Here is a 14751-nt window from a genome sequence, read left to right as displayed (position 1 = left end):
AAAAAACAAAAAATGCCGATTCATCCCCCACCTATGCTCCGCTTAGAGGTGAGGGTCTTCTCGGCAAAAAAGGTAAATAAGTTGCTTAGCCAAGCGTACGGCTTTAGGACTTCCCCAATGCCGGCCGTATAAATGAGAGTAAAAAATGGTATAACCATATTCGAGCAACTCGCAAAGAAGATGATGGCGTCCTTTGTGCTCTATCCAAAAACTTGTATGTTCATTAACAAAATGATTCGTATCGCCAATAATAAAGACAGCAAATCCGTTTGGGCGCTCTGGCAAATGAATGATACACCACTGATCGTCGAGCTGAAAAAATCGTTGTTGAATCGTCATTGATATCCACCCTTGTTTTTACGATGCATAATTGTACAATATACAGTATGCGGAACGAAAAAAAAAGTACGGGTATATGCCTAAAAGATCAAGTTGTGGTAAGATAAGAAAAGGAAGCTAGAGAGATTGGGGGGAAGAAGCATGCGGCTTTTTTGGACGTTTTTCTGGACGTTCCTTTTAGTGCAAATGGCTACATACGTCATTGGCTCTATGCAAGGAATTCCATATAATTTTTCAACAGGGGCTTTATTAGGGGCGATCTTTACTATTTTGGTTATTATTGTAGCAAGCTTGATTCCTGATGAACCGATAGAACACCACTAAGAAAAACTAACAACAAGGCTGTCCTAAAATGAAGGACAGCCTTGTTTCTATTATTGGACTTCTACAACGATTTGCCCGTTCCGATAATCCACTACAACCGTGCTGTAGTCTTTCACACGTCCGGCGACAATTTCTTTTGCAAGCGGTGTTTCAATTTGCTTTTGCATAAATCGTTTTAACGGACGCGCCCCGTAAACTGGATCAAATCCAGACTCGGCGATATATTCTTTTGCTTTATCTGTCAAAGAAAGCGAAATATGACGGTCGCTAAGCCGTTTCGCTAATTCGTTCGCAAACTTTGTCACGATTCCTTTTATTTCATTCATGGTTAACGGCTTAAATAAAACAATGTCGTCGATTCGGTTTAAAAATTCCGGACGGAAATGCGCGCGCAATTGCTGTAATACTTGCTCACGCGTCTCTTCTTTAATCTCTCCATTTTCCGTAACTCCTTCTAGCAGTAAATGCGACCCGATATTCGATGTCATAATCACAACCGTATTTTTAAAATCAACGGTACGTCCTTGCGAGTCAGTAATACGCCCATCATCCAGCATTTGCAATAAAATATTGAACACTTCTGGATGCGCCTTTTCAATTTCGTCTAACAGGATGACGGAATACGGTTTGCGCCGCACCGCTTCCGTTAGCTGTCCTCCTTCTTCATAGCCGACATAGCCCGGAGGAGCTCCAATCAAGCGAGAAACAGCATGTTTTTCCATATACTCGGACATATCGATGCGGATCATTTGTTCTTCACTGTCAAACAACGCTTGTGCGAGCGTTTTTGCTAGTTCTGTTTTCCCGACTCCTGTCGGTCCTAAAAAGATAAAGGAACCAATCGGACGATTAGGATCTTTAATGCCAGCACGCGCCCGCAACACCGCATCAGCAACAAGTTCAACCGCTTCATCTTGACCGATGACTCGTTCATGCAGCAATTCGTGCAGACGCAATAACTTTTCCCGCTCTCCTTCGACTAATTTCGTTAACGGAATTCCCGTCCATCGCGAAACGATTTCCGCAATTTCTTCCTCTGTTACTTCTTCGCGGAGAAGACGACCTTCTTGACTATTTTCATTCATTTGTTGTTCAAGCTGCTTTAATTGTTTTTCTAACTGCGGAATGCGGCCGTGACGAAGTTCTGCTGCTTTATTTAAATCGTATTCATTTTCCGCTTCTTCTAATTCCCGCTTTGCTTTTTCCAGCGCTTCGCGAACGTCACGCACGCGCTGGATAGCTTCTTTTTCCTGCTGCCATTGCGCTTTCATACTGTTCGCTTTTTCCCGTAAGTCAGCCAGCTCTTTGGTGAGCGCTTCAAGACGTTCTTTACTCGCTTCGTCTGTTTCTTTTCGCAATGCTGCTTCTTCGATTTCCAATTGCATGACGCGGCGCATCACTTCATCCAGCTCCGATGGCATGGAATCCATTTCGGTACGGATGGTCGCACATGCTTCATCGACTAAGTCAATCGCTTTGTCAGGCAAAAATCGATCCGAAATGTAGCGATCGGCCAATGTCGCCGCCGCAACAAGGGCACGGTCATGAATTTTTACACCGTGATGAACCTCAAACCGCTCTTTTAAGCCGCGCAAAATCGAAATCGTATCTTCCACGCTCGGTTCTTCGACAAGAACTTGCTGGAAGCGCCGTTCGAGTGCCGGATCTTTCTCAATGTATTGCCGGTATTCGTCAAGTGTGGTTGCACCGATGCAATGCAGCTCGCCGCGCGCCAACATCGGCTTTAACATGTTGCCCGCATCTATCGCTCCTTCTGCCCTTCCGGCACCGACAATCGTATGCAATTCATCGATAAATAAAATAATTCTCCCTTCGCTTTTCTTTATTTCATTCAATACCGCTTTTAGACGTTCTTCAAATTCGCCGCGAAACTTCGCCCCGGCGACGAGTGAACTCATATCTAACGCAAAAATCGTTTTGTCTTTTAATCCTTCGGGAACGTCTTTGCGGACAATGCGCTGGGCCAGTCCTTCGACGATTGCTGTTTTTCCGACCCCCGGCTCGCCGATTAACACCGGATTATTTTTCGTTTTCCGCGATAAAATGCGAATAACGCGGCGAATTTCGCTATCGCGGCCGATCACCGGATCGATTTTTCCTGCTTTCACTTCAGCGACTAAATCGCGGCCGTATTTTTTTAATGCTTCATATGTAGCTTCTGGATTTGGACTTGTCACGCGCTGATTCCCCCTTATTTCCGTTAATACGTGCAACAATGAAGAACGGTTAATGTTGTACCGATGAAAAAGCCGTCCGATATCATCGTCCTCCGATGTAAAGGCAAGCAGTAAATGCTCAACAGAAATATATTCGTCTTGCATATTTTTTGCTTCTTCTTCCGCTTTTGTCAACAATCGCTGCAGCCGTTGGGACATATAAAGGTTTTCCGCACCAGCCCCAAGCACTTCTGGCTTTTTCTTTAACAACATTTGCAGTTCATGAGTGAATGCGTCTATATTAACTCGAAGCAGTGTGAAGATTCTTCTCGCAAGCCCTTCTTCTTGCTGCAATAATGCGAGCAGCAAGTGTTCGACATCGAGTTGCTGATGATGGCGCCGAATGGCAATCGATTGAGCCTCAAGAAAAGCCTCCTGCACTTTCTCCGTAAACTTATTTGCGTTCATCGACTTTCCCTCTCTTTTGACCTTTTTTGACCTTTAAGTATATTATAGCGGATGCCGACTTTTCTTTTCAAATAGAAAGCCACTCCAATATAGGAATGGCTTTGTAGTGGGGAATATACGGAACCGGGATGACGGCATTTCGCCGTTGCCCACAGGACGTGGGCAGCCTTTAGGCGAAATTGGGCCGCCTCCGCTTTTCTTCTTGTCCAGCTCGGCGGCTAGCTCTCTTGTGCGAAATAACCTTCTCCCTTGAAGTGCAAGCACTTCAGCGGTCGAAGAACATTTCGCTTCGAGAGCTGTTCGCGCCGCCTCCGCTTTTCTTTATTATGGTTTTCTCTTATATGTCCAGTGGCGATTGTGATTTGATGTTTCCGGGAACGTATCTCCTGCTTTTAGTTTTATTTTTTTTGGATTTTTGACGTTATCGCCTGTTTCGCCAATTTCAATATATATACCGTTGTTCGGCGCTTTGTCGCCTGGTTGGAAATGGCGTTGTTGGCCCATTGCAGCATCCCCCCTTATCCGAAGTATATTTTTATCATTCCCGTCTGTTCCTTTGTTCATAACCATACAAATAATGGCTGCATGAAAAAAGCACCGGCATATCTCCGGTGCGATTTCGTCATAATAACGATAGTAAAATCGCCTTCTGTACGTGAAGCCGATTTCCGGCCTGTTGGAAGACAAACGAATTTGGTCCATCAATCACATCGGCTGTTACTTCTTCATCGCGGTGGGCTGGCAAGCAATGAAGAAACATATAATCAGGTTTTGCATGTTTTGCTAATTCGCAATTGACTTGAAACGGTTGAAACACCGCAAGACGCTGCTCGCTTTCTTGTTCTTGCCCCATGCTCGTCCATACGTCTGTATAAATGATGTCCGCGTTGGTGACCGCTTCGACTGGATTATGCGTGACTGCAACATTCGCTCCTGTTTGTTTTCCAATTTGCATTGCCGCATTTACATACTTCTCTTTTGGCTCATAACCAGCCGGGCAAGCGATCACACAGTCCATGCCAACTTTTGCAGCCGCAATCATAAGCGCGTGTGCGACGTTGTTGCCATCACCGACATAGGCAAGTTTCAATCCTTTTAACGTGTTCTTCACTTCATAAATCGTTAATAAGTCAGCCAGCGCTTGACACGGGTGATCATCATCGGTCAGTCCGTTAATAACCGGAATCGTCGCATATTCAGCGAGCTCCTCCAATTTTTGATGAGCGAATGTGCGAATCATAATCGCGTCAACATATTGCGATAATACTCTCGCCGTATCGGCGATCGTTTCTCCTCGTCCAAGCTGCAAATCATTGCTATTTAAATAAAGCGCACTACCACCGAGCTGGGTCATTCCCACCTCAAATGATACTCTCGTGCGGGTGGATGGTTTTTCAAAAATCATCGCTAACGTTTTTCCAACAAGCGGAGTATACAATTGTCCGGCAAGCTGTTTTTGCTTTAATTCCTTGGCAAGTGTCAACAAATAATGAATATCTTCTGTTGAAATGTCCATTAATGTTAAAAAATCTTTTCCTTTTAATGAAACGACTGTTTTCATATAATCACCGCTTTCTCGATTTGTTTTTTCTTTTCAAGCCATTCTTGAATGGATGAAACAGAAAACTTTTTCACACCGACTGCTTGTAAAAAGAGACAGAACGTTTCGATTTCTGTAAACGTCATAATTTGCCGGGACAACGCAAGCATTCTATATTGGCTGTTTCCGTCTTTTTGCAAATCTAAAAACGCTAACGCTTCCTTTCGTTTTATCCATTCGGAAAACGGTATGTCGGAAACAATGATTAATTGTTTTTCCTTTATAATTTGAAGAAGTTCATCGCTTATTTCACCGTTCACATAAATTTCTCGTGCTTTATGTTTTTTTGCTAAATACGAATAAAACGCCTTTGCCGCCGCTTCTTCCATTGTTTTTGCAATGCTGATTCCCTCTCCCGTCGACTTCATTTCTGGTCCAACAAGCGGATCGACTCCCGGCAATTTATATGTCGAAAATACCGGATATTTTAAAACAATATATGGCAAGCTCGCCAAACGCCGCTGTTTTTCGTCAACGACATCGCTTAAACATTTCCCAAGCAATAATTTTGTCGCAATTTGCGCGAGCGGTATGCCTGTTGCCTTGCTGACGATCGGAACGGTCCGGCTTGCGCGCGGGTTCACTTCCAATACGTATACCTGATCGTTGGCAATGACATATTGAATATTCATAATGCCTTTAAATTGTAATTTCTTTACAATTTTTTCGGCGTACGTAATGATTTTGGATTGTTCTTCATCTGTAATCGTTTGCGCTGGCAGCATTGCATAGCTGTCTCCTGAATGTACTCCAGCCTTTTCCACATGTTCGATAATCGTCGGAAGTAAAATATCGTTTCCATCCGCAACAACATCGACTTCTGCTTCTTTTCCGTCTAAATATGCATCGATCAGCACAGGGTACGTAATTATTCGCTGCTCTAGCAGCGCGCATAATTGTTGTTCATTTTTCACAATGAACATTCCTCTGCCGCCAATGACATAAGAAGGACGAAGCAATATCGGATAACCGATTTTTTTGGCGTTCGAAATAAGTTCTTCTTCGTTATTTGCCATCATTCCCGGTACGTGTGGAATATCCAATTCTTCTAATAGCTGATAAAAACGATCACGATCTTCAAGCTGGTCAATCACATCATAAGTGACGCCGAGAAGAGTGATATTCGCTTCTTCGAGCCCTTTCACGAGATTAATTGCCGTCTGTCCTCCGAACTGAACAATGACTTTTTTAATCTGTTCCGCTTCTATCACGTTCAACACTTCTTCTAAAGTAAGCGGCTCGAAATAGAGACGGTCAGCCACAGCAAAATCAGTGCTGACGGTTTCCGGATTATTGTTCATCAATACCGTTTCATATCCTTCTTCTTGAAGTGCGTACACGCTGTGGACAGAGCTGTAATCAAACTCGATTCCTTGCCCGATTCGAATCGGTCCTGCACCAATAATCAATACTTTCTCTTTATCGCTTTTTTTCCGTTCATCTTCGCCGAAATATGTCGAATAGTAATAATCCGTTTCTGAATGGAATTCTGCCGCGCACGTATCGACCATTTTATATGCCGGAACGATGCCAAGTTGTTTTCGCTTTTCTCTTACGTCTTTTTCCTTCACGTTCCATACTTCCGCTAAAAACGCATCAGAAAACCCTTTTTCTTTCAACAGACGGAACGTCGATTCATCAATATGTTCTAAGCTCGTTTCTTTCGCTTTCTTTTCTAATTCGATCAGCTGATAAAACGAATGCAAAAAGAAACGGTCGATTTTTGTTAATTCATATACGGTATCGATCCTTTCTCCGCGACGGAACAATTCGAGAATCGCAAAAAAGCGGCGATCATCTTTTCGAACAAGCAGTTGTTTGAGCTCATCATCTGTATGGGAAGCAAGTTCTGGTAAATACAATCCGTTATTCGCACCTTCTAATGAGTAAACCGCTTTTTGAAACGCTCGTTCCATGTTGCGGTCAATCGCCATCACTTCTCCCGTCGCTTTCATTTGCGTGCCAAGCTGGCGATCGCCGAAAGGAAATTTATCAAACGGCAAGCGCGGAAATTTTACAACGACATAATCGAGTGCTGGTTCAAAGCTTGCGTACGTCGTTTTCGTTACTGGATTAAGAAGTTCCGCCAATGTATAGCCGACTGCTAATTTCGCGGCTATGCGTGCGATCGGGTATCCCGTCGCTTTCGATGCAAGCGCCGATGAACGGCTGACACGCGGATTTACTTCAATTAAATAGTATCGTTTGCTAAACGGATCTAGCGCGAACTGAATGTTGCATCCTCCAATGATACCGAGCGCCGAAATAATTTTGATGGCTGAAGATCGCAACATTTGGTATTCCTCGTCCGTCAACGTTTGCGATGGAGCAACAACGATAGAGTCACCGGTATGGATGCCGACGGGATCGACGTTTTCCATATTGCAAACAGTAATGCACGTATTCGTATGGTCGCGCATTACTTCATATTCAATTTCCTTATATCCAGCTACGCTTCGTTCAATAAGACATTGCGTAATTGGACTTTCCGCGAGTCCTTTTTCGACTAGATCAATAAATTGTTCCATCGTTTCTGCGATTCCCCCGCCCGTTCCTCCGAGTGTATAGGCGGGGCGAATAATGATCGGAAATCCGATTTTTTCGGCAAAAGCGACCGCTTCATCGACACTCGTAATAATTTCACTCTCCGGAACTGGTTCGCCTAATTCATACATGAGCGCGCGAAACGCTTCGCGGTCCTCTCCTCTTTTAATCGCTTCAATCGGAGTTCCGAGCAGTTTCACCCCATATTTTTCTAAAATTCCTTCTTCATGAAGCTGAAATGCTAAGTTTAGTCCCGTCTGTCCCCCAAATGTCGCCAATAGCCCGTCTGGTCGCTCTTTCGCGATAATCGCCTCCACGCTATCCACCGTCAACGGCTCAAAGTACACGGCATCGGCATGAACTTCGTCTGTCATAATCGTTGCCGGATTGTTATTCACTAAAATAACGCGGTACCCTTCTTCTTTTAAGGCAATACACGCTTGTGTGCCGGAATAGTCAAACTCCGCCGCCTGTCCGATGACAATCGGACCGGATCCGATGATTAAAATCGATTGCAGCGATGTATCTTTAGGCATATACTTTCTCTCCTTTTACTACCGTTTGCAAAAACTCGTCAAAAATATGGTTCGTATCGCTAGGACCTGGATGCGCCTCCGGATGATATTGCACCGATAAAATTGGTTTGTGGCGGTGTACTATTCCTTCGACGGAACCGTCATTGACGTTTGTAAATCGGATATTAAACGGGGTGTTGGCTAAACTTTCTTTCTTAACCACATAACTATGATTTTGTGATGTCATAAACACTTTTTGTTTTACCGTATCATACACAGGCTGATTTGCTCCCCGATGGCCGAAGCGAAGTTTTTCCGTGTCTGCGCCGTATGAAAGCGCCACTAACTGATGACCTAGACAAATCGCTAACGTTGGATAATGGTCAATAATTTGGCGAATGTTTGCTAAATGCTTGGAAAGTTGTTTTGGATCTCCTGGACCATTGGACAACACGATTCCATCCGGCTTCATTGATTCGATCATTTCAAATGAAGTATGGTACGGAACAACGGTAACCTTGCATCCCCGCGCTACTAATGACTGCAAAATCGATTTTTTGTAGCCAAAATCGATTAATACGAGATGAGGCCCGCCGCTTCCGTATGTTTCGATTTTCGCAGTCGACACATCATGAACAGGAAACGGGTTTTCATGAAATGCCGCCGTGTTACATGACGGTGAAACAGTAAGTTGTGCCATCATCGTCCCTTCATTGCGAATTTCCTTTACTAATGCACGCGTATCAACATGGGAAAGCAACGGAATATTCCATTGCTGCAAGTATTCCTTTAAGCTGTATTTCGCTTCGTAATGATATCCTTTGCTGCTCGCTTCATATACAATAACCGCCTGTACATGCGGGCGCTTGCTTTCAAAATCATCTGCGTTAATCCCGTAATTTCCGATTAACGGGTACGTAAACACGATGATTTGATTCTTATAAGAAGGATCGGTTAATACTTCTTGATACCCGGTCATGCCGGTAAAAAAAACGATTTCTCCGCTCACTTCTTCATTTGGAAGCGGCGATTCCAACTGTCCGACAAATGTCTTTCCGTTTGCTAAATGCAAATATGCTTCCATGAATGACACCTCATGCTCGAATTTTTATTTATATTATAGAATTTTTATTCACCTATTAAGGATAAAGACGCAGCTATCGACTACTTCGTAGCTGCGATTTTTTCTTTCTGTATTGTTTGTTTGATAATGCCTACCGCTTGATCTAATTCTTCTTTTGAAACGACTAGCGGCGGCAATAGCCGAATCACATTCGGACCAGCTGTTAATACAAGCAGCCCATTTTTGTGAATAAATGGGATTAGTTTCGTAATGTCCTCATCACATTCAATGCCAACTAATAACCCAAGTCCCCGAACTTCTTTTACTAGCGAAAATTCGCTTAATGCCTCTTGAAGCTTCGTTAAGAAATACGTTCCTTTTTCTTGTACGTCTTGTAAAAAGTCAGGCTGAAAAATCGTTTGCAACGTCGCTTTTGCAGCTGCCATCGCGATTGGATTGCCGCCAAATGTCGAGCCGTGAACCCCCGCGGTAAACGTATCTTTCAAAAACGCTTTGCCAATCATCGCACCAACTGGAATGCCGCTTCCTAACCCTTTCGCACTTGTAATAATATCCGGTTCGATATCAAAATATTGATAGGCAAATGGTTTGCCAGTGCGGCCGATGCCGGTTTGCACTTCATCGACAATCAATAGTGCGCCGTATTGCTTGCAAAGCTCAGCTATTTTTTTCAAAAACGCTTTATCGGCCGGTCTGACTCCACCTTCTCCTTGAACAATTTCCACCATTACCGCCGCAACATCTTCGTGCATTTCGTTTTCCAGTGTTTCGATATCATTAAACGGCAGATGGATAAATTGTGGTAAAAGCGGGCCAAACCCTTTGTATACTTTTTCTTGCCCTGTGGCCGACATCGTCGCAAACGTCCGTCCATGAAACGATTGCTGAAATGTAATGACTTTATGTCGCCCCGTATGTTTGCGCGCTAATTTTAATGCCGCTTCGTTCGCTTCCGCGCCGCTATTGCAGAAAAACACATAATCGCCGCAGCTATTTGCCGCAAGAAGTTCCGCTACCTCTTCCTGAAGCGGAATGGTAAATAAATTAGAAACATGCCAAAACCGCTCAAGCTGTTCTTCGATCGCTTTCTGCACCGCAGGATGACGGTGGCCAAGATTACAGACGGCGATCCCGGAAACAAAATCCAAATACTGTTTTCCGTTTATATCGGTAACCGTCGTCCCTTCCGCTGATTGTATACAAATATTCCAACGGTTATATGTCGGAAATAACGCTCCCATTAATAGACCCCCACTTCGTTTCGAATCGTCGTTCCATGCAATTGCCCGTTTTCATAAAACGGTGTTTTCCCGCTTACGATCATCACTTCATGAAGCGATTCCGATAACGCGGCAATCGCTGCTTTTACTTTCGGAATCATTCCTCCTGTAATAATCCCTTCATTCATCATCCGTTCAATCACATCGATCGTTGCCTGTTCAACGATAGAACCGTTTCGCAAAATCCCCGGAACGTCCGTCACAAATAGCAATTGCGCCGCCTTGATCGCTTTCGCTACCGCCCCCGCTGCTGTATCGGCGTTAATATTATATTTTTGGCCATCCTTATCCGCACCGATCGGTGAAATGATCGGAATGTAACGTGATTTTAATAGCTGATGAACAAAATCGGCATTAACATTGACGACTTCCCCAACGTATCCGAGCTTCGCTAAATCGATTGGCGCCGCTTGCAATAAACAGGCGTCTACACCGGAAACGCCCACGGCAGGCAGCCCATGCTGACGCAGCAATGCCACAAGCTGCTTATTTACCTTTCCTGCTAAAACCATTTCTGCTACTTCTAGTACTTCTTTTGTCGTCTTGCGCAAACCGTTCACAAATTCACTCGGCACGTTTAGCCGTTTTAGCATTTGTCCGATTTCCGGTCCGCCGCCGTGAACGAGAACAATGTTCATACATTGTGCGTACATCTCTTGTAAACTTGTAAAAAACGACGGCGACAGATCACTTAACACGCTCCCTCCACATTTGATGACAATCGTCTTTCCCATCTCCCTCTCCCCTTATTACGTGCGATAACTCGCATTAATTTTCACATAATCGTACGTTAAGTCACAGCCCCAAGCAACTCCTGTTCCGTTGCCGAGATGAAGATCTACTTCAATGATAATCTCATCATTTTGCAAGTAGGCTCTCGCTTCCTCTTCGGAAAATGGCTGCGGTTCGCTTCCTTTTAGCATGACAATCGGTCCCATCGAAATATCGACATTGTCCGGATTCACCATTGCATCTGCGTAGCCAATTGCACAGATAATTCTTCCCCAGTTTGCGTCAGCACCATAGACCGCCGTTTTTACTAAATTAGAGCCAACGATTTGCTTGGCGATTTTTTTCGCATCCTCGTCCGTTTTCGCACCGTTCACGCGCACTTCAATGAGCTTCGCCGCCCCTTCGCCATCTTTGGCGATTTGTTTCGCTAAATCCTCACATGTTTTTTTCAGCGCTTCATAAAAGTTTTCCCAGTCTGGATGATCCGGCGTTAATTCCTTATTTCCGGCAAGTCCGCTTGCCATAACGATTACCATATCGTTCGTGGATGTATCTCCATCTACCGTAATTTGATTGAAGGATACATCTGTAATGGAACGAAGCGCTTCTTGCAATACCGGCGAAGAAATATTGGCATCGGTCGTCACAAACGCGAGCATGGTTGCCATATTCGGATGAATCATTCCCGAACCTTTCGCCGCGCCTCCGATCGTTACCGTTTTTCCGTCAATCGTTGTCTGATAACAAGCTTTTTTCATGACCGTATCAGTCGTTAAAATCGCTGTTTGAAACGCCTCCGCATTTTCCGGCAAGTCGCCTGGCTCTAATTTTTTCATTCCTTCCCGAATTTTCTCCATCGGCATAAATTCACCGATCACACCAGTGGAGGCGACCGCAACAAGATGCGGGGCAATGCTGAACTGTTGTGCGCATAATTCTCTCATTTCATACGCATCTTTTAATCCTCTTTCTCCCGTACACGCATTCGCGCATGCGCTATTGACGACTACCGCCTGCAATTTTTGCTCGGCCGCGATGCTTTGTTGCGTTACTTTCAGCGGGGCGGCTTGAAAATGGTTTTGTGTATAAACCGCGGCACAAGATGCTGGCACATCGCATACGATAACGCCCAAATCTTTTTTCGCGTAACGCAAACCGGCATGCACGCCTGCCGCTTTAAATCCTTTTGGAGTTACGACCGTTCCTTCCGCAATATAAGAAATTTTCGTTCCATGCTTTTCTTGCTTTGCGATCACCATCGTCTGATCCCCTTCCTTATGGATAAATCGGTGCTAACATAAGCCCGCTTTCTTCATCCCAGCCCATCATCACGTTCAAGTTTTGAATCGCCTGTCCTGCCGCTCCTTTGACAAGATTGTCGATGACGGAAACAACGGTAACTCTTCCCGTACGTTCGTCATAAGCAACTCCGATATCGCAATAGTTGGAGCCATACACTTCTTTTGTGGCTGGGAATTGTCCAGGCTTGCGAACGCGGACAAATTTCGAATCTTCATAACTTGTTTTATATAAATCTAGCAACGTCTCTAACGACAGCTCTTTCTTTGCTTTCGCATAAATCGTTGCCATAATTCCCCTTGTCATCGGAATTAAATGCGTGCTAAACGTAATCGGCTGAATACGTTCATTCCAAGCTTTTAGCATTTGTTCAATTTCTGGAATATGTTGGTGAGAATTTACTTTGTAAATTTTGACATTTTCATTGACTTCTGAAAAATGGGTATTCAGCGAAGCTTTCCGTCCTGCTCCCGACACCCCGGATTTTGCGTCAACAATAATAGAATCTTCTTCAATCAACCGTTCTTTGACAAGCGGGGCCAACCCGAGCAGCGCAGCGGTCGGATAGCATCCCGGATTGGAAAGAAGCTGCGCCTTTTGAATGTCCCCTTTATTCCATTCCGTTAATCCGTATACCGCCTGTTGCAAATAGTGATCGGAAGCCGTTTGTCGCTTATACCACATTTCATATACCGATCTATCTTTCAAGCGAAAATCGCCGGATAAGTCAATCACTTTAACTCCTTTATCAATCAACGTTGGTGCAAGTGTGCTAGAAACGCCTGGCGGAGTAGCAAAAAAGACGACCTCGCATTCATCTGCCATTTGTTCGACATCGATTTTCTGAAGAATCGCTCCCTCTATTTCGCCAACATGCGGGAAGCTTTCGGAAAAATGGATGCCGTCTTGTGAAGAAGAATAAAGCGAACAGTGATGAACATGTGGATGATGCTGTAAAAATCTTAATAATTCTACACCGCCATACCCGGTCGCACCAATGATTGCAATATTCATGACAAGCCTCCTTGAACGAATTATCTTTCATGTAATTACCATTATAATACTGTATAAAAATAAAATCAAATGTATATTTAATTATTTTCTAAATATTTTTTAATCGTTTTTATAACTATTTCCGCAAAACACAATATTTGTTTCATGGAAAAAGTGTATTATACTCGGACACCTGTACATCATCGGACACACTAAATAAAAAAACGAGGTGCGTTCACTTACACACCTCGTTTTTATGAGTAAAGGACGATCATGGCAATAAGAAAATAAGCGGCGTTGGCAATTTCTAATATTCCTAATTTCATAATCGGCAGCGATTTTCCATATAAATAAACAGCCCGAACAACACTTGGCACATAGGCAAGAACAAATAACGGGTACCCGATGACAACGAGCGCGATCATTAATATTCCATGGTATCCCCATGACAACCATTTATACATCGGGTTTTTCTTTTCGCGAATCATTGTTTTTACGTAAAAGGTACTTCCGAGGAAAAAGAGAAAACAAAAAGCAGCTAGTTCAAACGCTTCTATCGTTAATTCCCCGCGCCCAACATAAAAGCTGGCAAGACCAGCAACACAAAAAACAATGATTGCCGCAACATCATTCCAAAAAGCACGTTCCTGCTTCCGTTTGGCATAAGAAAGATTAATTAGAAAGAACGGAAGCATCGCCGCTCCAAAATAAAATAAAGATGGCACATACCATAAACAAATAGCTAATATCACAGCGGCAATGGCAGTGTAGCCGTAAAACGACCACATGTACTCTTGTGTGCGTTTTAATTTTACCGCCATCAACAACGGATATGTCGCCAAGTATAAGAAAAACCATCCTACAAATAACGGCAGATGAAGCCATGTCAATCCGCCTGCATATGCGCCTAATACAAACGGAATGATCAGCATTGCCCATGCGCCATGTTGTTTCGGAACAATCCACTTTTGTTTTTGTCGTTTTTTCATAGATCTCATCCTCCGCTTACCGGTGGGATAAAGGCAACGATATCACCTGGCTGAAGTGTTTGATCATCGCGGGCATATTCCTCATTCACCGCGACCATCACTTGTTTCAGATCAATGTCATAACGCTTTTCTACTTCCTGCTTTAATGCATTTACCGTTTTGGGAACGTCAGGAAGCACCATACGCTCCTCTCCAATTGCTTCCTGTAAATGCGCAAAAAAGAGAAGTGTGATCATTGTAAATCCTCTCCTTCCGGCTTTCCTGTTGGATACGCTTTCGTCCCTAATTGATTGCCAACCCATTCCGTTCCATCTTCCCAATGTTCTTTTTTCCAAATCGGAACAATTTGTTTAATGCGCTCAATCGCATATCGGTTTGCCTCATACGCGTCGTTGCGGTGCGGCGAC

The 14751-nt window shown here is 43.9% G+C and carries 13 protein-coding genes and 1 pseudogene; 1 reads left to right on the top strand and 13 read right to left on the bottom strand.

The genetic code is table 11. The features are described 5' to 3' along the window. Positions 1-72 precede the first annotated feature (72 nt). Positions 73-339: pseudogene (locus DCC82_RS06150) on the bottom strand (hypothetical protein); the annotation flags it as partial. Between the two features lie 141 nt (positions 340-480). Here DCC82_RS06150 and DCC82_RS06145 point away from each other — a divergent pair. Then, the gene (locus tag DCC82_RS06145) at positions 481-663 is read left to right on the top strand and encodes a YjzD family protein (protein WP_012749433.1); all 183 of its coding nucleotides are present in this window, start codon (positions 481-483) and stop codon (positions 661-663) included. 50 nt (positions 664-713) lie between these two features. On the opposite strand, the gene clpB is transcribed toward DCC82_RS06145, so the two are convergent. From clpB to DCC82_RS17995, 12 genes are all read right to left on the bottom strand, one after another. Then, complete coding sequence (gene clpB, locus DCC82_RS06140) at positions 714-3308, bottom strand: ATP-dependent chaperone ClpB (RefSeq protein WP_097354214.1); 2595 nt, start codon at positions 3306-3308, stop codon at positions 714-716. Positions 3309-3632: 324 nt separating this feature from the next. Further along, positions 3633-3812: a YjzC family protein gene (locus DCC82_RS06135; RefSeq protein WP_062753763.1), complete on the bottom strand. Its 180-nt coding sequence runs from the start codon at positions 3810-3812 to the stop codon at positions 3633-3635. Between the two features lie 118 nt (positions 3813-3930). Next, positions 3931-4869 (bottom strand): ornithine carbamoyltransferase, encoded by a 939-nt coding sequence (gene argF, locus DCC82_RS06130; protein ID WP_012749429.1) that lies wholly within the window; start codon positions 4867-4869, stop codon positions 3931-3933. Next, positions 4866-7988 carry a carbamoyl-phosphate synthase (glutamine-hydrolyzing) large subunit gene (locus tag DCC82_RS06125; RefSeq protein WP_097354213.1) on the bottom strand — a complete coding sequence of 1041 codons (3123 nt, stop codon included), beginning with the start codon at positions 7986-7988 and terminating at the stop codon, positions 4866-4868. Before DCC82_RS06125 ends, argF begins: the two co-directional genes overlap by 4 nt. Next, the gene (locus DCC82_RS06120; RefSeq protein WP_012749427.1) at positions 7981-9051 is read right to left on the bottom strand and encodes a carbamoyl phosphate synthase small subunit; all 1071 of its coding nucleotides are present in this window, start codon (positions 9049-9051) and stop codon (positions 7981-7983) included. The genes DCC82_RS06125 and DCC82_RS06120 overlap by 8 nt, the downstream gene beginning before the upstream one ends. A gap of 80 nt (positions 9052-9131) precedes the next feature. Next, the gene (locus DCC82_RS06115; protein WP_097354212.1) at positions 9132-10292 is read right to left on the bottom strand and encodes an acetylornithine transaminase; all 1161 of its coding nucleotides are present in this window, start codon (positions 10290-10292) and stop codon (positions 9132-9134) included. Further along, entirely contained in the window at positions 10292-11065 is a 774-nt protein-coding gene (argB, locus tag DCC82_RS06110; RefSeq protein ID WP_097354211.1) for an acetylglutamate kinase, read from the bottom strand. The genes DCC82_RS06115 and argB overlap by 1 nt, the downstream gene beginning before the upstream one ends. A gap of 15 nt (positions 11066-11080) precedes the next feature. Next, positions 11081-12322 (bottom strand): bifunctional ornithine acetyltransferase/N-acetylglutamate synthase, encoded by a 1242-nt coding sequence (argJ, locus tag DCC82_RS06105; RefSeq protein WP_012749424.1) that lies wholly within the window; start codon positions 12320-12322, stop codon positions 11081-11083. 16 nt (positions 12323-12338) lie between these two features. After that, complete coding sequence (gene argC, locus DCC82_RS06100) at positions 12339-13376, bottom strand: N-acetyl-gamma-glutamyl-phosphate reductase (protein WP_097354210.1); 1038 nt, start codon at positions 13374-13376, stop codon at positions 12339-12341. A 233-nt stretch (positions 13377-13609) separates the two neighbouring features. Further along, entirely contained in the window at positions 13610-14344 is a 735-nt protein-coding gene (locus tag DCC82_RS06095; RefSeq protein ID WP_012749422.1) for a YwiC-like family protein, read from the bottom strand. Between the two features lie 5 nt (positions 14345-14349). Then, positions 14350-14580, bottom strand: a complete 231-nt coding sequence (gene moaD / locus DCC82_RS06090) for a molybdopterin converting factor subunit 1 (RefSeq protein WP_097354209.1) — start codon at positions 14578-14580, stop codon at positions 14350-14352. Next, positions 14577-14751: molybdenum cofactor biosynthesis protein MoaE (locus tag DCC82_RS17995; RefSeq protein WP_483299664.1), on the bottom strand; the 175-nt coding region annotated here is incomplete at its 5' end. The genes moaD and DCC82_RS17995, both read right to left, overlap by 4 nt.

The sequence above is a fragment of the Geobacillus sp. LYN3 genome, from assembly GCF_003064505.1.
Lineage (GTDB): Bacteria > Bacillota > Bacilli > Bacillales > Anoxybacillaceae > Parageobacillus_B > Parageobacillus_B toebii.
The sequence above is the reverse complement of the archived record's forward strand: the minus strand, read 5'-3'. Positions and strand labels throughout refer to the sequence as shown.